Source organism: Pseudomonas sp. GOM6 (assembly GCF_029537485.1).
Lineage (GTDB): Bacteria > Pseudomonadota > Gammaproteobacteria > Pseudomonadales > Pseudomonadaceae > Aquipseudomonas.
Genome location: NZ_JARPUS010000002.1, coordinates 1 through 20805, shown reverse-complemented (window position 1 = coordinate 20805; position 20805 = coordinate 1). Strand labels below are relative to the sequence as shown.

Below are 20805 nucleotides of genomic sequence, written 5' to 3'. Positions count from 1 at the left end.
ACGTGCGCCCCGCCAATTCAACCGGCCCCCAGAGCCGTATCGCGGGAGTAATGCCATGACCACACCACCCTTCGCCCTGCGCCCATGGATGGCGCTCGTGTTGCTCAGCCCATCGCTGGCGCTGGCCCAGGACGCCGAGACCAGCAGCGTCGCCACCGAACTAGCCGCCACCCAGGTGGTGAGCCAGCACAGCGAACCCACACTGCCCACCACCAGCGAAACCAGCGCCGCAACCCTCGAACAACGGCAGATCCGCAGCTTCGACGACCTCGGCCGCCGCGCCGAGCCCGGGGTGAGCTACAGCCGCAGCAGCGAGAGCATCAACATCCGTGGCCTGGACCGCGACCGCGTGCTCACTACCATCGACGGCATCCGCGTGCCGTGGCTGACCGACGGTGCACGCAGCCAGGGCCCGACCGGCGGCGCGCAAGGCGGGCTCGACTCGATCGACTTCAGCGGCTTGTCCGCGGTGGACATCGTGCGCGGCGCCAACTCCAGCGTGGTGGGCTCCGGTGCGCTGGGCGGCGCGGTGCAACTGCGCACCCTCAACCCGGAAGATCTGCTGCGCGAGGGCAAGGACTTCGGCAGTCTGGCGAAAACCGATTACGACAGCGCCGACCACAGCTGGGGCCTGAACGGCGCCCTCGCCGGCCGTTACCAGGACACTTCCTGGCTGTTGCAAGCCGGCCAGCGCCAGGGGCATGAACTGGAGAGCGGCGGCAGCGACAACACCTACGGCACCTCGCGCACCGAGGCCAACCCAGCAGACACCGAGCAGCAAAGCCTGCTGGTCAAGCTGCAGCAGCGCTTCGACGGCGGCCACAAGCTCGGCTTCACCGGCGAACTCTTCGAGCGCGAGAACGACATCGACAGCCGCACCGGCCAGGGCAGCACCTACCTGCTGGGCGAAAACAGCACCACCGAGCATGTGAAGCGCCAGCGCCTGTCGGTCGACTACGCCTTCCGCAGCGAGAGCGACGACAGCCTGATCGACAGCGCCAACGCCATCGCCTACTGGCAGAAGCTGCGCCGCCATGACGACCAGAACGGCATCCGCACCGTCAGTGATTCGCGCGCGGCGATTCCGGACTTCGTCTTCGGCCCCGCCGGCAACCCCTACAAGTACCCGAGCGGCGCCTTCGGCCGCGACAACCAGATCGAGAAGGAGCTGTACGGCGTTTCCGGCGACATCGGCAAGACCTTCACCATCGCCGGCTTGCCGAACAGCCTGACCCTGGGCGGCGAGCTGTACCAGGTCAACACCGAACAGGTCTCCGAGGGCTACGACAACTGCCCGGCCGTGCTCAATGAGCGAATGGGGCCCAGCGCCTGCAGCTTCCTGCACACCAACCAGGCCGACATGCCCAAGGCCGAAGGCACCCTGTGGGCGCTCTACGCCAGCAACGAGATCCGCTTCGCCGATGGCCTGGTCAAGCTGACCCCCGGCCTGCGCTACGACCACTACGAGCAGGACCCACAGGCCACCAGCGACTTCGCCAACAACATCAACCCGGCCAACGACCAGACCCTGGAAACCAGCTCGGATCACAAGCTGTCCGGCAGTCTGCTGCTGACCTGGCAGGCGGCTGAGCAGGTCATGCTGTATGCCCAGTGGGCCCAGGGCTTCAAGGCGCCAGACGCCACCCAGCTGTACATGAACTACGGCGCCGAAGGCAGCTACCTGCGCCTGGGCAATGCCGACCTCAAGCCGGAAGAAAGCAATGGCTACGAGATCGGTGCGCAACTGGGTGACGAGAAACTGGGCGGCTCGATCAGCCTGTTCGACAACCACTACAAGAACTTCATCGACGACGACGTGGCCGTGAGCGCCGCCGACCTCGCCGCCATCGGCCTGGACTCGGCCGACTACCCCTACGGCGTGACCCGCACCGAGAACCGCGCCAAGGTGCAGATCTACGGTGCCGAGCTGGCCGCGCACTGGGAGTTCGCCCCGCACTGGCAGGTCTGGGGCTCGGTGGCCTGGGCCAACGGCGAGGATCGTCAGACCAACCAGCGTCTGAGCTCGGTAGCACCGATCAGCAGCCTGCTCGGCCTCAGCTACGAGCGTGACCAGTACGGTGCCGACCTGATGCTGCGCGCCGCCACGGCCCGCGACAAGGTGGAAACCGACGGCGACTTCAAGGCCCCCGGCTACGGCGTGGTGGACCTCACCGGCTGGTGGCAACCCGCCGAGCTGAAGGGCGTCAAGCTGCAGGCCGGCCTGTTCAACGCCTTCGACAAGCAGTACTGGAACGCCCTCAACGTGCCCACCGGCACCCTTGCGCAACCGGACGACTACTACAGCGAGGTCGGACGCAACTTCCGCGTTTCCGCCTCCTGGCAGTACTGAGCAAGACTTTGGCGCAAGGATGCGCCCCCTCTTCCCTTGAGGGATAATCCGCCACCACGTTGCTGGAGGTTGCGATGATCCTTCTCTGCGCCCCGGGCGATCTGGTCGAAGGCCAGAGCCGGGGCTTCTCCGTTCAGGGCCTGCAAGTGCTGGCGGTACGCCGCGAGGGCCGGGTCTACGTCTACCGTAATCGCTGCCCGCACCGGGACCTGAACCTGGAATGGCGCGCCGACGACTTCCTCGACGCCAGCGGCAGCCTGCTGCAGTGCAGCCATCATGGCGCGCTGTTCCTGATCGAGAGTGGCGAGTGCGTGACCGGGCCCTGCGCCGGACAATCCTTGCAGTCCGTGCCCTGCCGGGAAGACAGCGGCGGTATCTGGATCGAGCCCTAGGCAGGATCGCCGCGCGACCAGCAAAGCCGCGCCTACTCCAGCACGTCCAGACGCCTCAGCAGACGCACTTCCTCGGGCGTGATCTCGACGCCATAGGCCAGTACCTCGACCCCCGCCGCCTTCGCCTCGCGCAGGGCCGCCGCGTAGGCCGGATCGATCTCCTCGGCCACGCGCACCGCCGCGATACCGGACAGGTTCACGCAGTACAGCAGCACCGCGCGCATGCCCTGCCGTGCCAGCGCCGCCAGCTCGCGCAAGTGCTTGGCGCCGCGCGTGGTCACCGCATCGGGGAAGGCCGCTACCGGCGAGCCGGCAAAGCCCAGGGTCACGCTCTTCACTTCGACAAAGACAGACTCGCCTGGGTAATCGAGGCGAAAGTCCGCCCGACTGTTCTCCTCACCATAACGCACCTCGCGCATGAGCTCGGTGAAGCCGGCCAGCTCGCCGATCACCCCGGCGCGCAGGGCCTCTTCCACCAGGCCATTGGCGCGTCCGGTATTCAGACAGGCCAGGCGCCCATGCGGAGTCTCGCCCAGTTCCCAGGTGCCCTTGAGCTTGCGCTTGGGGTCATCACTTCGACTGAACCAGACCCGTCCACCCGGGTTCAGGCAGTTGAGCATCGAACCGGTGTTGGGGCAGTGGATGGTCAGCGGCCCGTCTGCCGTCTCGATATCGGCGAAGAAACGGTTGTAGCGCGTGACCAGGCGCCCTTCTTCCAGCGGCGGGTCAAAGCGCATCGGGCCTCCAGGTCTTGAGACCGCGGGCGATGCGTTCAACTGCCTGCTCCAGCCGCTCCAGGTTCTGCGTGTAGGCGAAGCGCACATGGTGGCCGGCCAGGTGGCGACCGAAGTCCAGGCCCGGGGTGAAGGCGACGTGCTCGGTTTCGATGAAGTGTCGGCAGAAGGCAAAGGCATCGCCGCCGAACGCCGAGATGTCGGCATATAGATAGAAGGCACCCTCCGGCTCCACGGCGATGCCGAAGCCCAGCTCGCGCAGTGCCGGCAACAGGTAGTCGCGGCGGCGCTGGAACGCGTGACGACGCTCTTCGAGGATGGCCAGGGTTGCCGGTTCAAAGCAGGCAAGCGCGGCATGCTGGGCCATGCTCGGCGCACTGATGTAGAGGTTCTGCGCCAGCTTTTCCAGCTCCGGCACCGCGTTCTCCGGCGCCACCAGCCAGCCCAGGCGCCAGCCGGTCATGCCGAAATACTTGGAAAAGCTGTTGAGCACGAAGGCCTCGTCATCCACCTCCAGCACGCTGGCCGCGTCGCAGCCGTAGGTCAGGCCGTGGTAGATCTCGTCCACCACCAAGTGCCCGCCACGCTGTTTGATACTGGCCGACAGCGCCGCCAGTTCATCCCGGTGCAACAGGGTGCCGGTAGGGTTGGCCGGCGAGGCGACCAGGGCGCCGACGCTGTCGCCATCCCAGTGGCGCTCGACCAGCTGTGGCGTCAGCTGGTAACGGCTTTCCGGACCGACCGGCACCAGCTGGGCGGCGCCCTCGACCAGGCGCAGGAAGTGGCGATTGCAGGGATAGCCTGGATCGGCCAGCAGCCAGTGCTTGCCGGGGTCGACCAACAGGCTCGATGCCAGCAACAGGGCGCCGGAGCCACCCGGGGTGATCAGGATGCGCTCGGGATCGACCGTCACCCCGTAACGGGCGGCATAGAACCCGGCGATGGCCTGGCGCAACTGTGGAATTCCCCGCGCCGCGGTGTAGCGGGTATGTCCGGCCGCCAGCGCCGCCTGCCCGGCCTGAACGATGGGCGCGGCGGTGGTGAAGTCCGGCTCGCCGATCTCCAGGTGGATCACATCGTGACCGGCCGCCTGCAGTTCGTTGGCCCTGGCCAGCAGGGCCATGACGTGGAAAGGTTCGATGGCGCGACTGCGCCCGCTGTAGGGCTGGGCCATGGGCCTTCCTTAATCTGCGAAATGGAGGGATTCTACCTAACTGCCTATCAGGCATGACAACCGGGAGTAGCGTCGTCGGAATCGATCTGGTAAGTTCGCCCGCTTGCAGCCGCAGGGCCGGCGCATTTGCTGGCAAAGGAACAGATCCTGCGCAATGGATCAGAAGAGTGAGAGGCGGTCATCCATGCCCACCAAAGCAAAACAGAACGGCAGTCAGCTGATTCGTGGCTTCGAACCCTATAAAGAGAAAAAGGGCGAGGAGTACATGAGCGATCCGATGCGAGCTCACTTCACCGGCATCCTCAACAAGTGGAAGCTGGAGCTGATGCAGGAAGTGGATCGCACCGTGCACCACATGCAGGACGAAGCCGCCAACTTCCCGGATCCGGCCGACCGTGCCAGCCAGGAAGAAGAGTTCAGCTTGGAACTGCGTGCCCGCGACCGCGAGCGCAAGCTGATCAAGAAGATCGACGAAACGCTGCAACTGATCGAAGACAACGAGTACGGCTGGTGCGACTCCTGCGGCGTGGAAATCGGCATCCGTCGCCTGGAAGCCCGCCCTACCGCTACCCTGTGCATCGACTGCAAGACCCTGGCGGAAATCAAGGAAAAGCAGCTCGGTTCCTGATCGGGACGGCTGTAACGAAACGGGGCGCTCAGGCGCCCCGTTTGCATTTATGGGGCTGGCAATCGCGATCAGCAGTCGATAGCCTCGCGCCTCATGAACGGCTCTTCCTACATCGGGCGCTTTGCCCCCACCCCTAGCGGTTATCTGCATTTCGGCTCACTGGTAGCCGCCCTCGCCTCCTACCTGGATGCCCGCAGTGTTGGCGGCCAGTGGCTGCTGCGCATGGAAGACCTCGACCCGCCACGGGAAGTCCCCGGCGCCCAGGACGCCATCCTGCGCAGCCTGGAAACCTACGGTTTCGAGTGGGACGGCCAGCTGATACGCCAGAGCGAACGCCACAGCGAATACGCCGCGCTGATCCAGCGCCTGCTCAGCCAGGGCCTGGCCTACGCCTGCACCTGTTCGCGCAAGCAGCTGGAAGGCAGCGGAGGAATTTACCCCGGTACCTGCCGCAACCTCTGCCACCCCGACCAGAACGCCGCCATCCGCCTGCGCGTGCCGGAGCTGGAATACCGATTCGTCGACCGGGTGCAGGGCGAGTTTCGTCAGCACCTGGGCCGCGAAGTCGGCGACTTCGTCATCCGCCGCCGCGACGGCCTGTTCGCCTACCAACTGGCCGTGGTGCTGGACGATGCCTGGCAAGGTGTTACCGACATCGTGCGCGGCGCCGACCTGCTCGACTCGACCCCGCGCCAGCTGTACCTGCAGGAACTGCTCGGCCTGCCGCAGCCGCGTTACCTGCACGTCCCGCTGATCATCCAGCCGGACGGCCACAAGCTGGGCAAGAGCTATCGCTCGCCGCCGCTGCCGGCCGATCAGGCCGCCCCACTGCTGAACCGCGCCTTGCGCGCCCTTGGCCAGCAGCCGCCTGCCGACCTGAGCCAGAGCCGCCCGCAAGAGGTGCTGGCCTGGGGGATCGCCCACTGGGACGCCACGCGCATCCCGCGCAGCCGCACCCTGGCCGAAGCGCAACTGCGCTGATGCGGTCAAGACTCGCCAAGCCAGGGCTCAACGCTTATAACTGACAGCTTGCTGCCTGAGGCCTGTCGCTCAATATGTACATCTATCGACTGGTGCTGATCCTGGTGGTCGGCATCTACCTGTTCTCCCCCGCCATCATGGATTGGTGGATCGACCCGAGTGGCGCCTGGTACCGGCCCTACCTGCTGTGGCTGATCCTCATCGTGGTTACCTTGATCCTGCAGAGTCACCGCGATGCCGATGAGCTTTGATCTCAGCCAGCTGATCCTGATCAGCTGTGCCTACCTGTTGGTGCTGTTCGGCGTGGCCTGGGTCAGCGAGAAGGGCCTGATCCCGCGCTGGATCATCCGCCACCCACTGACCTACACCCTGTCGCTGGGCGTTTACGCCAGCGCCTGGGCCTTCTATGGCACGGTGGGCCTGGCCTACCAGTACGGCTTCGGCTTCCTCGCCAGTTACCTGGGCGTGACGGGCGCCTTCCTGCTCGCACCGGTGCTGCTCTACCCGATCCTGCGCATCACCCGTACCTATCAGCTGTCGTCGCTGGCCGACCTGTTCGCCTTTCGCTTTCGCAGCACCTGGGCTGGCGTGCTCACCACCCTGTTCATGCTGGTCGGCCTGCTGCCACTGCTGGCGTTGCAGATCCAGGCGGTGGCCGACTCCATCGGCATCCTCACCCGCGAACCGTTGCAGGACCGCTTCGCCCTCGGCTTCTGCGCCCTGATCACCCTCTTTACCATCCTCTTCGGCGCCCGCCACATCGCCACCCGGGAGAAACACGAGGGCCTGGTGTTCGCCATCGCCTTCGAATCGGTGGTCAAGCTGGTCGCCCTCGGTGGTATCGGGCTGTACGCCCTGTACGGTGTATTCGGCGGCCCCACCGAGCTGGAGCAGTGGCTGCAACAGAACCAACACGCACTCAGCAACCTGCACACGCCCCTGCAGGAAGGCCCCTGGCGCACCTTGCTGCTGGTGTTTTTCGCCTCGGCCATTGTCATGCCGCACATGTACCACATGACCTTCACCGAGAATCTCAACCCGCGCGCCATCGTCAGCGCCAGCTGGGGCCTGCCCCTGCTCCTGCTGCTGTTCAGCCTGGCGGTGCCGCTGATCCTCTGGGCCAGCCTCAAGCTCGGCACCACCACCAACCCCGAATACTTCACCCTGGGCCTGGGCCTGGCCGTGGGCGATAGTCGTCTGGCGCTACTGGCCTACGTCGGCGGCCTGTCTGCCTCCAGCGGCCTGATCATCGTCAGCACCCTGGCGCTCTCCGGCATGGCCCTCAACCACCTGGTGCTGCCGCTCTATCAGCCACCGGCCGAGGGCAACATCTATCGCTGGCTGAAATGGACACGCCGCGGCCTGATCCTCGCCATCATCGCCGCCGCCTATGGCTTCTACCTGCTGCTCGGTGCCGAGCAGGACCTGGCCAACCTCGGCATCGTCGCCTTCGTCGCCACCCTGCAGTTCCTCCCCGGTGCCCTGTCGGTCCTCTACTGGCCGGCCGCCAATCGCCGCGGCTTCATCGCCGGCCTGCTGACCGGCATCGTCGTGTGGACGCTGAGCATGCTGATTCCACTGGTCAGCAACCTGGAAGGCATGCACCTGCCCTGGTTCGACATCATCTACGTGCTGGACGAGAACAGCTGGCACTACGCAGCCGTCGGCTCGCTGGCGGCCAACGTCCTGGTGTTCACCCTGGTCTCACTGTTCAGCGAGATCAGTGACGAGGAGAAGAGCGCCGCCGAGGCCTGTACCGTCGACAACATCCGCCGCCCACAGCGCCGTGAGCTGGTCGCCGGCTCGCCGCAGGAGTTCGCCAGCGAGCTGGCCAAGCCGCTCGGCGCGGTAACCGCGCAGAAGGAAGTGGAGCGCGCCCTGCGTGACCTGCACCTACCGTTCGACGAGCATCGTCCCTACGCCCTGCGCCGCCTGCGCGACCGTATCGAGGCCAATCTGTCAGGTCTGATGGGCCCGAGCGTAGCGCAGGACATGGTCGAGACCTTCCTGCCCTACAAGGCCGGCAGCGAGGCCTACGTCAGCGAAGACATCCACTTCATCGAGAGCCGCCTGGAAGACTACCAGTCGCGCCTCACCGGCCTGGCCGCCGAGCTCGACGCCCTGCGCCGCTTCCACCGCCAGACCCTGCAAGACCTGCCCATGGGCGTGTGCTCGCTGGCCAAGGATCAGGAGGTGCTGATGTGGAACCGCGCCCTGGAAGAACTCACCGGCGTTGCCGCGCAGCACGTGGTGGGTTCGCGCCTGGCCAGCCTTGACGAGCCCTGGCGCGGCCTGCTGCAGGGCTTCATCGAGCAGGGCGAGGAGCACCAGCATAAGCAGCACCTGGCCGTGGACGGCGAAGTGCGCTGGCTCAACCTGCACAAAGCCGCCATCGACGAACCCCTGGCGCCGGGCAACAGCGGCCTGGTACTGCTGATCGAGGATGTGACCGAGACCCGCGTCCTGGAAGACCAGTTGGTGCATGCCGAACGCCTGGCCAGTATCGGCCGCCTGGCAGCTGGCGTGGCCCACGAGATCGGCAACCCGGTCACCGGCATCGCCTGCCTGGCGCAGAACCTGCGCGAGGATCGCGAGGAAGACGAAGAGATGGTCGAGCTGAGCGGACAAATCCTGCAGCAGACCAAACGCATCTCGCGCATCGTCCAGTCACTGATGAACTTTGCCCACGCCGGTCAGCAGGAGCAGGCCGAATACCCGGTGAGCCTGGCCGAGGCCGCACAGGATGCCATTGGCCTGCTGTCGCTCAACCGCAACGCCAACGAGGTCCAGTTCTTCAACCTGTGCGACCCGCAACACCTGGCCAAGGGCGACCCACAGCGCCTGGCCCAGGTACTGATCAACCTGCTGTCCAATGCCCGCGACGCCTCCCCCCCCGGTGGCGCCATCCGTGTGCGCAGCGAGGCTTCGCAACAGAGCGTGGAGCTGATCGTCGAGGATGACGGCCCGGGTATCCCCCAGGCCATCATGGACCGCCTGTTCGAGCCGTTCTTCACCACCAAGGACCCCGGTAAAGGCACCGGTTTGGGACTCGCGCTGGTCTATTCGATCGTGGAAGAGCATTATGGGCAGATCACCATCGACAGCCCGGCCGACCCACAAGGCCATCACGGAACCCGTTTCCGCGTGACCCTGCCGCGCTATGTCGAAGCGACGTCCGAAGCGACCTGAGTAGTGACCTATGAATCCGCGCCACTTCAACAGGCCCGGAATCTGAGACCGTCGAGAGAGAGTCAATGCCGCATATCCTCATCGTCGAAGACGAAACCATCATCCGCTCCGCCCTGCGCCGTTTGCTCGAGCGCAACCAGTATCAGGTCAGCGAGGCCGGTTCCGTGCAGGAGGCTCAGGAGCGCTTCAGCATTCCCAGCTTCGATCTGGTGGTGAGCGACCTGCGCCTGCCCGGCGCGCCCGGCACCGAGCTGATCAAGCTGGCCCAGGGTATCCCGGTGCTGATCATGACCAGCTACGCCAGCCTGCGCTCGGCCGTGGACTCGATGAAGATGGGTGCGGTCGACTACATCGCCAAACCCTTCGACCACGACGAGATGCTCCAGGCCGTGGCGCGCATCCTGCGTGATTTCCAGGAAGCCCGCCGCAACCCGTCCAGCGAAGCGCCGAGCAAAGCCGCCGGCAAAGCCAATGGCAGTGCCGCCGAGGGTGAGATCGGCATCATCGGCTCCTGCGCCGCCATGCAGGACCTGTACAGCAAGATCCGCAAGGTTTCTCCGACCGACTCCAATGTCCTGATCCAGGGCGAGTCCGGTACCGGCAAGGAGCTGGTGGCCCGAGCCCTGCACAACCTGTCCAAGCGCGCCAAGGCGCCGCTGATCTCGGTGAACTGCGCGGCCATTCCGGAAACCCTGATCGAGTCGGAACTGTTCGGCCATGAAAAAGGCGCGTTCACCGGCGCCAGCGCCGGCCGTGCCGGTCTGGTCGAAGCAGCGGATGGCGGCACCCTGTTTCTCGACGAAATCGGCGAACTGCCGCTGGAAGCGCAGGCCCGCCTGCTGCGCGTGCTGCAGGAAGGCGAGATCCGCCGGGTCGGCTCGGTACAGTCGCAGAAGGTCGATGTGCGCCTGATCGCCGCCACCCACCGCGACCTGAAGACACTGGCCAAAACTGGCCAGTTCCGCGAAGACCTCTATTACCGCCTGCACGTCATCGCCCTCAAGCTGCCACCGCTGCGCGAACGTGGTGCCGACGTCAACGAAATCGCCCACGCCTTCCTCGCCCGCCAATGCACCCGAATGGGGCGTGAGGAGCTGCACTTCGCCCAGGATGCAGAACAGGCCATCCGCCATTACCCCTGGCCAGGTAACGTGCGCGAGCTGGAAAACGCCATCGAGCGCTCGGTGATTCTCTGCGAAGGCACGGAAATCTCCGCCGAGCTGCTGGGCATCGACATCGAGCTGGATGATCTGGACGACGAGGACTACAGCGCCTCCGGCAGCGCATCCGGTTCCAGCAACAACAACCACGAGCCAACCGAAGATCTATCGCTGGAAGACTATTTCCAGCACTTCGTGCTCGAGCACCAGGATCACATGACCGAGACCGAACTGGCGCGCAAGCTGGGCATCAGCCGCAAGTGCCTGTGGGAGCGCCGCCAGCGCCTGGGCATTCCACGGCGCAAGAGCGGGGCCGCGACCGGGTCCTGACAAGAAGGCAAGTGACAAAGGCGGGCGAAAAAGGTTCCGCATTTGTTACCCCTACAAATATCGCGTAACAAAAGCCGGGTTCATCGGTAACGAGAACCCGGCTTTTTTCTGCCCACCCTTACCGCAAGATACCCGCAAACCATTGAAAACAAAGGAATCTAAAAAACTGGCACGGCTTCTGCTTTATCTCTGGCACAACAACAATCACAACGCTTGAAAACTCCATAACAAAAACAACATAGAACGACTCCAGCACAACAAAAACAACAACGCGGAGGCGCAGCTAACTGATTCTTTTGGAGAGGATTTGCCTTAAGAGACTCGTCTCACGGCCAGGTCGAGAACAACAAAAACTGCACTCCAAAGCAGCACCTACCCTGGTTGGATCACGGAAAGATCAAGGCAGCATCAGCATCCAAAGCAATCCGTTTGCTACTGGTACCCGGATGGGGTTACCAAAAACGGGCCGAAAACAAGAACAACAGGCTCGCATCAATAACAAAAACAAAGCACGCACCTATTTGGGGGGGGAGCCTCGGCTCCCCCTGTAGCTTAAGCCCCCTCGCTATCCCCAGCCTGCCTTTACCCTCATTCCCTCTCCCGATGCTAGAATCCGCGCCATTCGTGTGGCTGAAGGTATTTCCAGCCGTCTATTCCTGCAAACAGTGCCCCCCATGCTGAAAAAGCTGTTCAAGTCATTTCGTTCGCCACTCAAGCGCGCCGCTCGCCCGCGCAGCACGCCGGAAATTCTCGGCCCGCGGCAGCACTCACTGCAGCGCGGCCAGTTCAGCCGTAATGCCGTCAGTGTGGTCGAGCGCCTGCAGAAGGCCGGCTACCAGGCTTACCTGGTCGGTGGATGCGTTCGCGATCTGTTGATCGGCGTGCAACCCAAGGATTTCGATGTCGCCACCAGCGCCACGCCCGAACAGGTCCGCGCCGAGTTCCGCAATGCACGCGTCATCGGTCGCCGCTTCAAGCTGGCCCACGTGCACTTCGGTCGCGAGATCATTGAGGTCGCCACCTTCCGCAGCAACCACCCGCAAGGCGACGACGAGGAAGACAGCCATCTGGCCGCACGCCACGAAAGCGGGCGCATCCTGCGTGACAACGTCTACGGCACCCAGGAAAGCGATGCCCAGCGCCGTGACTTCACCATCAACGCTCTGTATTTCGATGTAACCGGCGAGCGCGTACTCGATTACGCCCACGGCGTGCACGACATCCGCAACCGCCTGATTCGTCTGATCGGCGACCCCGAGCAACGCTACCTGGAAGATCCGGTACGCATGCTGCGCGCCGTCCGCTTCGCCGCCAAACTCGATTTCGACATCGAACAGCACAGCGCCGCGCCCATCCGCCGTCTGGCCCCCATGCTGCGCGACATACCTGCCGCGCGCCTGTTCGACGAAGTGCTCAAGCTGTTTCTGGCCGGCTATGCCGAATACACCTTCGAACTGCTGGTCGAGTACGACCTGTTCGCCCCGCTGTTCCCCGCCAGCGCCAGGGCACTGGAACAGAACCCCGACTACACCGGCAAACTGATTCGCCAGGCCCTGGCCAACACCGACGAGCGCATCGCTCTGGGCAAACCGGTCACCCCTGCCTTCCTCTTTGCCGCACTACTCTGGCCGGCCATCCCGGCCCGCGCCGCCCAACTGCAGGCACGCGGTATGCCGCCGATCCCGGCCATGCAGGAAGCCGCGCACGACCTGATCAGCGAACAGTGCAAGCGCATAGCCGTGCCCAAGCGCTTCACCCTGCCGATCCGAGAAATCTGGGACATGCAGGAGCGCCTGCCTCGGCGCCAGGGTAAACGCGCTGACCAGCTGCTGGAGAATCCTCGCTTCCGCGCCGGTTACGACTTCCTCCTGCTGCGCGAAGAGGCGGGTGAACAGACCGGCGGCCTTGGCGACTGGTGGACCGAGTATCAGGACGCCAGCGACAGCGAGCGCCGCGCCATGATCCGCGACCTCAGCAATCGCCCTGCGGAGACTGGAGAAGCGCCGGCCCGCAAGCGCCGCCGTGGTGGACGCAATCGCAACCGCAAACCTCGCGACGATACTCCAGCAGGCGAATAGGATGGAGCGGGTCTATATCGGCCTCGGCAGTAATCTGGCCGAGCCCCGCAAACAGCTGCAGGCAGCACTCACAGCTATCGCCGAACTGCCAAACAGCCACCTGGCTGCCACTTCCTCTCTCTATGCCAGCGACCCGCTGGGGCCGCCTGACCAGCCGCGCTATGTCAACGCAGTAGCCGCACTGGATACCGGCCTGGAACCGCTGCAACTGCTCGACGCCCTGCAACGCATCGAACAAGAGCAGGGGCGTGTGCGCAAAGCCGAACGCTGGGGACCACGCACCCTGGATCTGGACATCTTGCTATTCGGCTCGCGCCAGCTGGCCGAAGAGCGCCTGACCGTACCGCACTACCACATGCACGCCCGAGCCTTCGTGCTCTACCCGCTGGCCGAGATCGCATGCGAGTTGCTACTGCCCGATGGCCGCTCCCTGCAGCAGCTGCTGGCTGAGTGCCCCTACGCCGGCCTGGAGCGCATGTGCGACTAGGCCGCGCCAGTCTGCGGTAACGTCGTAACAGCGCGGTAACACCGCGTGATTGACTTCGCGCACCCTCATCGGGACTATAGGCGTCCCTTTGCCCCGAGACGGCGTATATAAGCCGCCCAGAGAGGCCAGAGCAGGCGCCACAAGTGCCGGAATCCGGCCCGTTGATGAGGATTTGCCAATGCCTGATGTAACCGTAAGCACTCTGTTAGGCCTCAAGCAGAAAGGCGAGAAGATCGTCATGCTGACCGCCTACGACGCCACCTTCGCCCAGGCAGCGTGCCAGGCGGGTGTGGAAGTGCTGCTGGTAGGCGACTCCCTGGGGATGGTCCTGCAAGGCCACGACAGCACCCTGCCGGTGTCCGTCGCCGACATGGCCTACCACACCGCCGCGGTCAAGCGCGGTAATCAGGGCGCGCTGATCCTCACCGACCTGCCCTTCATGGGCTATGCCACGCTGGAACAGACCTTCGCCAGTTGCGCTGCGGTGATGCAGGCAGGAGCGCACATGGTCAAACTGGAAGGCGCCGGCTGGCTGGCCGAACCGATCCGCCAGCTGGCCGAGCGCGGCGTGCCGGTGTGCGCCCACCTGGGCCTGACACCGCAAGCGGTCAATGTCTTCGGTGGCTTCAAGGTACAGGGGCGTGGCGACGCTGCCGCACGCCAGCTGCGTGCCGACGCCATGGCCCTGGAGCAGGCTGGCGCGGCCATGCTGCTGCTTGAGTGTGTACCGAGCGAGCTGGCGGCCGAAATCACCCAGGCAGTGAAGATCCCGGTCATCGGCATCGGCGCCGGCAGCGCCACCGACGGCCAGGTACTGGTGATGCATGACCTGCTCGGCCTGGCGCTGACTGGTCGCACACCCAAGTTCGTGAAGAACTTCATGGAAGGCCAGACCAGCGTGCAAGCGGCCTTCGCCGCCTATGTACGTGCCGTGAAGGACGTCAGTTTCCCCGCCGAGGAGCACGGTTTCTCCGCATGAATACCGTCAAGACCGTACTGGAGCTACGTGCCGCTGTCGCACGTGCACGCAGCGAGGGCAAGCGCATCGCTTTCGTGCCGACCATGGGCAACCTGCATGCCGGGCACGTCGCCTTGGTAGAAAAAGCTCGGCAACGCGCCGACTTCGTGGTTGCTAGCATCTTCGTCAACCCGCTGCAGTTCGGCCCCAGTGAGGATCTGGCCAGCTATCCACGCACCCTGGCCGCCGATCAGGACAAGCTGGTCGCCGCCGGCTGCCATCTGCTGTTCCACCCGGATGTCGAAGAAATGTACCCCCACGGCATGGATAGCCAAACCCGCGTCAGCGTGCGCGGGGTTTCCGAAGGCCTCTGCGGCGGCAGCCGCCCCGGCCACTTCGACGGCGTGGCCACGGTGGTCAGCAAGCTGTTCAACATGGTGCAGCCGGACCTGGCGATATTCGGCGAGAAGGATTTCCAGCAACTGGCGGTGATCCGCACCCTGGTGCGTGACCTGAACATGCCGATCCAGATCATTGGCGAGCCGACCGTACGCGCCGAGGACGGCCTGGCCCTGTCCTCGCGCAACGGCTACCTCGATGCAGAGCAACGCGCCACCGCTCCCGTGCTGTACCGCACGCTGACGCAGATGGCCGACGCCATCCGCGGTGGCGAACGCGACTTCGAACGCCTGACCGAACAAGGCAAAGCCATGCTGCAACGCGCCGGCCTGCGCCCCGACTACCTGGAGGTGCGCGACAGCCACGACCTGCGCAGCGCCACGGAAGAGAGCCGCCAACTGGTCATCCTGGCCGCCGCCTTTCTCGGCAAGACCCGCCTAATCGACAATCTGACCTTCGAGCTGTAATCGCCAGGGCATGGCACCGCGCCACACTGGCTGTCGCCTGAGCACAGCGCATGCCGTTACACTCAAGCCCGGAACCCTCCGGGCTTTTTATTGCCAGGACGCCACACCTACAAGGAGGCAGCACTACATGGCCTACTATCAGCAGCCACTCGACGTCACCGCCCTGCCGAGCTGGCAGGCTCTGCTCCAACACCGCAAGGCCATGCAGGATTTCAGCATGCGCGAAGCATTTGCCAGTGACAGCAAACGTTTCGAGCGTTTTTCCCTCAGCACCAGCGGCATCTTCCTCGACTATTCGAAGAACCTGATCAACGAAGAGACTCGCAACCTGCTGGTCGATCTGGCTAAAGAGAGCGGCCTGCAGGAAGCCATCGAAGCGCTGTTCAACGGCGAACACATCAACGCTTCGGAGAACCGTCCGGCCCTGCATACGGCACTGCGCCGCCCGATCGGCGACTCGGTCGAGGTCGACGGCCAGGATGTGATGCCGCAAGTGCATCGCGTGCTCAACCAGATGACCGATATCGTCAGCCGCATCCACAGCAACCAGTGGCGTGGCTACAGCGACCGGACCATCACGGATGTGGTCAACATCGGTATCGGGGGCTCCTTTCTCGGCCCACAACTGGTTTCGGAAGCCCTGCTGCCTTTCACTCAGCGCGGTGTGCGCTGCCATTACCTGGCCAATATCGACGGCAGCGAGTTCCACGAACTCTCTGCCAAGCTGAATGCCGAAACCACGCTCTTTATCGTCTCCAGCAAGTCCTTCGGCACCCTGGAAACGCTGAAGAACGCCCAGGCCGCACGCAGTTGGTACCTGGCCCGCGGCGGCACCGAAGAAAAGCTCTATCGCCACTTCATCGCCGTGACCAGCAACAAGGAAGCGGCCATCACCTTCGGTATCCGCGAGAAAAACATCTTCCCCATGTGGGATTGGGTCGGCGGGCGCTATTCACTGTGGTCGGCTATCGGCCTGCCCATCGCCCTGGCCATCGGCATGTCCAACTTCAAGGAACTGCTGTCCGGCGCGTACAGCATGGACGTGCACTTCCGTACAGCCCCCTTCGAGCAAAACATGCCTGTGATACTGGCCCTGCTCGGCATCTGGTATGGCAACTTCTGGGGTGCACAGAGTCACGCGATCCTGCCGTACGACCATTACCTGCGCAACATCACCAAGCACCTGCAGCAGCTGGACATGGAATCCAACGGCAAGAGCGTGCGCCAGGACGGCAGCCCGGTCAGCTGCGCAACCGGCCCGGTGATCTGGGGCGGCGTCGGCTGCAATGGCCAGCATGCCTACCACCAACTGCTGCACCAGGGCACCGAGCTGATTCCGGCGGACTTCATCGTACCGGTGGTCAGCTACAACCCGGTGGCTGATCACCATCAGTGGCTCTACGCCAACTGCCTGTCGCAGAGCCAAGCGCTGATGCTGGGCAAGACCCGCAGCGAAGCCGAGGCCGAGCTGCGCGCGCGTGGTGCAGACGAAGCCGAAGTGCAGCGCCTGGCACCACACAAGGTGATCCCCGGAAACCGCCCCAGCAACACCCTGGTGCTGGAACGCATCAGCCCACGCCGCCTCGGCGCGCTGGTGGCCATGTACGAGCACAAGGTGTTCGTACAGAGCGTGCTGTGGGGCATCAACGCCTTCGATCAATGGGGGGTGGAACTGGGCAAGGAGCTGGGCAAGGGCGTGTATGAGCGCCTCACGGGCTGGGACCAGCCGGCGGCAGAGGACGCCTCGACCCAGGGCCTGATCGACTTCTTCCGCGGCCGGCACCGCGGCTGACGAACGTCTGCACCAACGAACCCGGCCCTGCGCCGGGTTCGTGCTTATTGGGGTGTTCTAAAGTGGAGAGGTAGTCCGAATGCGGGTTGAACCAAGCAGCCGCTTGGATGCACCCTAGCCCCATCGCGAACGACAACAAAAAGGCCCAAGCCATGTTCGAAATCACCCGCCATCCCGTGCCCGACGCCGTACGTCAGCGTGCCCTATTGAACAACGAGGGTTACCTGCGCCTGTATCAACAGTCCATCGAGCAGCCCGAAGCGTTCTGGAGCGAGCAGGCACAGCAGTTCCTCGATTGGTTCAAACCCTGGGACCAGCTCCATCACAGCGACCTGAGCAAAGGCGAAGCGCACTGGTTCAAGGGCGGCCTGCTCAACGTCGCGCACAACTGTATCGACCGCCACTTGAACGAGCGCGGCGAGCAGATCGCCATCATCTGGGAAGGCGACAATCCGGCCGAGTCGGCCAACATCACCTACAACAAGCTGCACAGCCATGTCTGCCGCCTGGCCAATGTGCTCAAAAGCCGTGGAGTAAAGAAAGGCGACCGGGTGTGCATCTATATGCCGATGATCCCCGAAGCGGCCTATGCCATGCTCGCCTGCACGCGTATCGGCGCCATCCACTCGGTAGTGTTCGGCGGATTCTCCCCAGACGCGCTGCGCGACCGCATCCTCGATGCCGATTGCCACACCGTGATCACCGCCGACGAGGGCGTGCGTGGCGGCAAGTACATTGCGCTGAAGAACAACGTCGACAAGGCCCTGCAGAGTTGCCCCAAGGTCAGCACCGTGGTGGTGGTCGAGCGCACCCAGGGTGAGATCGCCTGGGTGGAGGGGCGCGACCTCTGGTATCACCAGGCCCTGCATGAGGCCAGTGCAGACTGCCCCGCCGAGCCAATGGACGCCGAGGACCCGCTGTTCATCCTCTACACCTCGGGCAGCACCGGCAAACCCAAGGGCGTGCTGCACAGCACCGGCGGCTACCTGCTCAGCGCGGCCATGACCCACAAGTACGTGTTCGACTACCACGAGGGCGATATCTACTGGTGCACCGCCGACGTTGGCTGGGTCACCGGGCACAGCTACATCGTCTACGGCCCGCTGGCCAACGGTGCCACCACCCTGATGTTCGAGGGCGTGCCCAACTACCCCGATGCCTCGCGCTTCTGGCAGGTGATCGACAAGCATCAGGTCAACATCTTCTACACCGCCCCCACCGCCCTGCGTGCGTTGATGCGCGAGGGGGAGGCGCCGGTCAAGGCCACCGACCGCTCCAGCCTGCGCCTGCTCGGCTCGGTAGGCGAACCGATCAACCCGGAAGCCTGGGAGTGGTACTACCACGTGGTCGGCGAGACCCGCTGCCCGATCGTCGACACCTGGTGGCAGACCGAGACCGGCTCGATCCTGATCACCCCGCTGCCTGGCGCCACCGACCTCAAGCCCGGTTCGGCGACCCGGCCATTCTTCGGCGTGCAACCGGTACTGCTCGACGAACAGGGCAAGGAGATCAGCGGTCCCGGCGCCGGCGTGCTGGCGATCAAAGCCAGCTGGCCGAGCCAGATTCGCAGTGTGTACGGCGACCATCAGCGCATGATCGACACCTACTTCAAGCCCTACCCCGGCTACTACTTCACCGGCGACGGCGCGCGCCGCGACGAGGATGGCTACTACTGGATCACCGGCCGCATCGACGATGTGATCAACGTCTCCGGCCACCGCATCGGCACCGCCGAGGTGGAAAGCGCCCTGGTGCTGCACGACGCCGTGGCCGAAGCGGCAGTGGTCGGTTACCCACACGACCTCAAGGGCCAGGGGATTTACGCCTATGTCACCCTGATGAAAGGCAGCGAACCCTCCGAAGCCCTGCAAAAAGAGCTGCTGACACTGGTCGGCAAGGAGATCGGCAGCTTCGCCAAACCCGAGCTGATCCAGTGGGCGCCCGGCCTGCCCAAGACCCGCTCGGGCAAAATCATGCGCCGCATCCTGCGCAAGATCGCCTGCAACGAGCTGGAGAACATGGGTGACACCTCCACTCTGGCCGACCCTTCGGTGGTCGACAGCCTGATCGAACAGCGCCTCAATCGCTGAAACGCCGGCGGGGCCTCAACCCCGCCAGCGTCTTGATCCAAGGTGTCAGAGCACGGACACTGGCGCACATGGAGCCCCTACGCCGCCAAATAGAAGCCCAGGTGCACAGCCTCACCGGTGCTTCGCTGAAACAGCTCGACCTCGACCAGCCAAGAGGCGACCCCGGCCTGTTCGGCCCCGCCTCGATGGTCTGGGAAGTGCACGCCGACTTCACCTCAATGATGGTCGGAGGCATCTCCGCCCTGCTCCTGCAGATGCTCCATCCGCTGGCCCTGGCTGGGGTCTGGGACCACTCCAACTTCCGCCAGGACATGCTCGGCCGCCTGCGTCGCACCAGCCTGTTCATCGCCGGCACCAGCTATGGCGGGGGGCAGGATGCCGAGCGTCTGCTCGACAAGGTGCGCACCATCCATTTGCAGGTGGTAGGTCAGGCGCCGGATGGCCGTGCCTACGCAGCCAGCGATCCGCAGTTGCTGACCTGGGTGCATGTCTCCGAAGTCAGCCAGTTCCTCGCCGGCTACCTGCGTTACGTCAACCCACGACTGCCAACGGCCGAGCAGGATCGTTACTACCGGGAGGTGGCGCTGATCGCTCATCGCCTGGGCGCGCGGGACGTACCCCAGTCACGCCAGGCGGTCGCCGACTACCTGCAACGCATGCGGGCACAACTGCTCTGCGATGAACGCACCCGCGAAGTGGTCCGGCTGCTGTACGCGGCACCGATGCCAAGCATCCTGGCCAAACCCTTCGGCCATCTGATGATGAACGCCGGCGTCGACCTACTGCCGGACTGGGCCAGTGACCTGCTGGGCGAGCGGCAGGCCGCCTGGCGCCGCCCGTTGATTCGCAGCAGCGTCCAGCGCACGGCTGCAGTGCTGCGCTGGGCCGTGCGCAGCAGTGCTGCCCAGCGCGCCCGAGGCCGCCTATTGCAGTAAAGAGCGTGGCTGGCCGGTCAGCTATGGCTGTGCGACCATCAGCGCCTTTCCGGTCACACCATGATCCGAATCGAGGAACTGCACATGCAAGAAGTCGTCATCGTCGCCGCCACCCGCACCGCCATCGGCGGTTTCCAGGGCGCCCTGGCCAATGTGCCGGCCGTCGACCTGGGCGCCGCGGTGATCCGCAGCCTGCTGGACAAGACCAGCCTCGATCCCGCCGAAGTCGATGAAGTGCTGCTCGGCCATGTGCTCACCGCCGGCGCCGGACAGAACACCGCGCGTCAGGCCGCGATCAAGGCTGGTCTGCCGCATGCCGTGCCGGCCATGACCCTGAACAAGGTCTGCGGCTCCGGCCTCAAGGCCCTGCACCTGGGCGCACAGGCCATTCGCTGCGGCGACGCCGAGGTGATCATCGCCGGCGGCATGGAGAACATGAGTCTGGCGCCCTACGTCATGCCCGCCGCCCGTACCGGCCAGCGCATGGGCCACGGCAAGCTGATCGACAGCATGATCCAGGACGGCCTGTGGGACGCCTTCAACGACTACCACATGGGCATCACTGCCGAGAACCTGGTGGAGAAATACGGCATCAGCCGCGAGGCCCAGGACGCCTTCGCCGCCGCCTCCCAGCAGAAGGCCTGCGCCGCCATCGAGGCCG

Annotated in this window: 17 protein-coding genes; 15 read left to right on the top strand and 2 right to left on the bottom strand. The window is 64.6% G+C overall.

The features are described from left to right. Positions 1-55 precede the first annotated feature (55 nt). Together P7A97_RS02670 and P7A97_RS02665 are read left to right on the top strand one after the other, a co-directional pair. The gene (locus P7A97_RS02670) at positions 56-2350 is read left to right on the top strand and encodes a TonB-dependent hemoglobin/transferrin/lactoferrin family receptor (RefSeq protein WP_277688396.1); all 2295 of its coding nucleotides are present in this window, start codon (positions 56-58) and stop codon (positions 2348-2350) included. Positions 2351-2424: 74 nt separating this feature from the next. Continuing rightward, positions 2425-2742, top strand: a complete 318-nt coding sequence (locus P7A97_RS02665) for a Rieske 2Fe-2S domain-containing protein (protein WP_277688395.1) — start codon at positions 2425-2427, stop codon at positions 2740-2742. 32 nt (positions 2743-2774) lie between these two features. Here P7A97_RS02665 and sfsA read toward each other — a convergent pair whose 3' ends face one another. Together sfsA and P7A97_RS02655 are read right to left on the bottom strand one after the other, a co-directional pair. Then, a complete protein-coding gene (gene sfsA / locus P7A97_RS02660) occupies positions 2775-3479 on the bottom strand; it encodes a DNA/RNA nuclease SfsA (RefSeq protein WP_277688394.1) in 705 nt (234 codons plus the stop codon). Beyond that, the gene (locus P7A97_RS02655) at positions 3469-4650 is read right to left on the bottom strand and encodes a pyridoxal phosphate-dependent aminotransferase (RefSeq protein WP_277688393.1); all 1182 of its coding nucleotides are present in this window, start codon (positions 4648-4650) and stop codon (positions 3469-3471) included. Before P7A97_RS02655 ends, sfsA begins: the two co-directional genes overlap by 11 nt. A gap of 184 nt (positions 4651-4834) precedes the next feature. Here P7A97_RS02655 and dksA point away from each other — a divergent pair, with 184 nt between their 5' ends. From dksA to P7A97_RS02590, 13 genes are all read left to right on the top strand, one after another. Then, positions 4835-5278 carry an RNA polymerase-binding protein DksA gene (gene dksA / locus P7A97_RS02650; RefSeq protein WP_277688392.1) on the top strand — a complete coding sequence of 148 codons (444 nt, stop codon included), beginning with the start codon at positions 4835-4837 and terminating at the stop codon, positions 5276-5278. A gap of 93 nt (positions 5279-5371) precedes the next feature. Further along, positions 5372-6259, top strand: a complete 888-nt coding sequence (gene gluQRS, locus P7A97_RS02645; protein WP_277688391.1) for a tRNA glutamyl-Q(34) synthetase GluQRS — start codon at positions 5372-5374, stop codon at positions 6257-6259. A gap of 74 nt (positions 6260-6333) precedes the next feature. Next, positions 6334-6510, top strand: coding sequence for a hypothetical protein (locus tag P7A97_RS02640; RefSeq protein ID WP_277688390.1), 177 nt, complete (start codon positions 6334-6336; stop codon positions 6508-6510). Beyond that, the gene (locus P7A97_RS02635) at positions 6494-9448 is read left to right on the top strand and encodes a sensor histidine kinase (protein ID WP_277688389.1); all 2955 of its coding nucleotides are present in this window, start codon (positions 6494-6496) and stop codon (positions 9446-9448) included. Before P7A97_RS02640 ends, P7A97_RS02635 begins: the two co-directional genes overlap by 17 nt. Positions 9449-9513: 65 nt before the next feature. Next, complete coding sequence (locus P7A97_RS02630; protein WP_277688388.1) at positions 9514-10938, top strand: sigma-54 dependent transcriptional regulator; 1425 nt, start codon at positions 9514-9516, stop codon at positions 10936-10938. A 674-nt stretch (positions 10939-11612) separates the two neighbouring features. Further along, positions 11613-13016, top strand: coding sequence for a polynucleotide adenylyltransferase PcnB (locus P7A97_RS02625; protein ID WP_277688387.1), 1404 nt, complete (start codon positions 11613-11615; stop codon positions 13014-13016). Between the two features lies 1 nt (position 13017). Further along, a complete protein-coding gene (folK, locus tag P7A97_RS02620; RefSeq protein WP_277688386.1) occupies positions 13018-13503 on the top strand; it encodes a 2-amino-4-hydroxy-6-hydroxymethyldihydropteridine diphosphokinase in 486 nt (161 codons plus the stop codon). Positions 13504-13681: 178 nt separating this feature from the next. Next, a complete protein-coding gene (panB, locus tag P7A97_RS02615) occupies positions 13682-14482 on the top strand; it encodes a 3-methyl-2-oxobutanoate hydroxymethyltransferase (RefSeq protein ID WP_277688385.1) in 801 nt (266 codons plus the stop codon). Continuing rightward, entirely contained in the window at positions 14479-15327 is an 849-nt protein-coding gene (gene panC / locus P7A97_RS02610) for a pantoate--beta-alanine ligase (protein WP_277688384.1), read from the top strand. Before panB ends, panC begins: the two co-directional genes overlap by 4 nt. A gap of 127 nt (positions 15328-15454) precedes the next feature. Then, complete coding sequence (gene pgi, locus P7A97_RS02605) at positions 15455-17119, top strand: glucose-6-phosphate isomerase (protein WP_277688383.1); 1665 nt, start codon at positions 15455-15457, stop codon at positions 17117-17119. 152 nt (positions 17120-17271) lie between these two features. Further along, the gene (gene acs / locus P7A97_RS02600; RefSeq protein ID WP_277688382.1) at positions 17272-19209 is read left to right on the top strand and encodes an acetate--CoA ligase; all 1938 of its coding nucleotides are present in this window, start codon (positions 17272-17274) and stop codon (positions 19207-19209) included. A gap of 68 nt (positions 19210-19277) precedes the next feature. Continuing rightward, positions 19278-20144, top strand: a complete 867-nt coding sequence (locus tag P7A97_RS02595) for an oxygenase MpaB family protein (protein ID WP_277688381.1) — start codon at positions 19278-19280, stop codon at positions 20142-20144. 84 nt (positions 20145-20228) lie between these two features. After that, positions 20229-20805 (top strand): beta-ketoacyl synthase N-terminal-like domain-containing protein (locus P7A97_RS02590; RefSeq protein ID WP_277688380.1); only part of this gene is annotated, 577 nt, incomplete at its 3' end.

Excerpts from the sequence above, each read along its gene's own strand:
- P7A97_RS02665 (WP_277688395.1), top strand. The coding sequence starts at position 2,425 with ATGATCCTTCTCTGCGCCCCGGGCGATCTGGTCGAAGGCCAGAGCCGG.
- P7A97_RS02635 (WP_277688389.1), top strand. The coding sequence starts at position 6,494 with ATGCCGATGAGCTTTGATCTCAGCCAGCTGATCCTGATCAGCTGTGCC.
- P7A97_RS02670 (WP_277688396.1), top strand. The coding sequence starts at position 56 with ATGACCACACCACCCTTCGCCCTGCGCCCATGGATGGCGCTCGTGTTG.
- P7A97_RS02630 (WP_277688388.1), top strand. The coding sequence starts at position 9,514 with ATGCCGCATATCCTCATCGTCGAAGACGAAACCATCATCCGCTCCGCC.
- P7A97_RS02655 (WP_277688393.1), bottom strand. The coding sequence starts at position 4,650 with ATGGCCCAGCCCTACAGCGGGCGCAGTCGCGCCATCGAACCTTTCCAC.
- sfsA (WP_277688394.1), bottom strand. The coding sequence starts at position 3,479 with ATGCGCTTTGACCCGCCGCTGGAAGAAGGGCGCCTGGTCACGCGCTAC.
- dksA (WP_277688392.1), top strand. The coding sequence starts at position 4,835 with ATGCCCACCAAAGCAAAACAGAACGGCAGTCAGCTGATTCGTGGCTTC.
- pgi (WP_277688383.1), top strand. The coding sequence starts at position 15,455 with ATGGCCTACTATCAGCAGCCACTCGACGTCACCGCCCTGCCGAGCTGG.
- acs (WP_277688382.1), top strand. The coding sequence starts at position 17,272 with ATGTTCGAAATCACCCGCCATCCCGTGCCCGACGCCGTACGTCAGCGT.
- folK (WP_277688386.1), top strand. The coding sequence starts at position 13,018 with ATGGAGCGGGTCTATATCGGCCTCGGCAGTAATCTGGCCGAGCCCCGC.
- gluQRS (WP_277688391.1), top strand. The coding sequence starts at position 5,372 with ATGAACGGCTCTTCCTACATCGGGCGCTTTGCCCCCACCCCTAGCGGT.
- panC (WP_277688384.1), top strand. The coding sequence starts at position 14,479 with ATGAATACCGTCAAGACCGTACTGGAGCTACGTGCCGCTGTCGCACGT.
- P7A97_RS02595 (WP_277688381.1), top strand. The coding sequence starts at position 19,278 with ATGGAGCCCCTACGCCGCCAAATAGAAGCCCAGGTGCACAGCCTCACC.
- panB (WP_277688385.1), top strand. The coding sequence starts at position 13,682 with ATGCCTGATGTAACCGTAAGCACTCTGTTAGGCCTCAAGCAGAAAGGC.
- P7A97_RS02625 (WP_277688387.1), top strand. The coding sequence starts at position 11,613 with ATGCTGAAAAAGCTGTTCAAGTCATTTCGTTCGCCACTCAAGCGCGCC.
- P7A97_RS02640 (WP_277688390.1), top strand. The coding sequence starts at position 6,334 with ATGTACATCTATCGACTGGTGCTGATCCTGGTGGTCGGCATCTACCTG.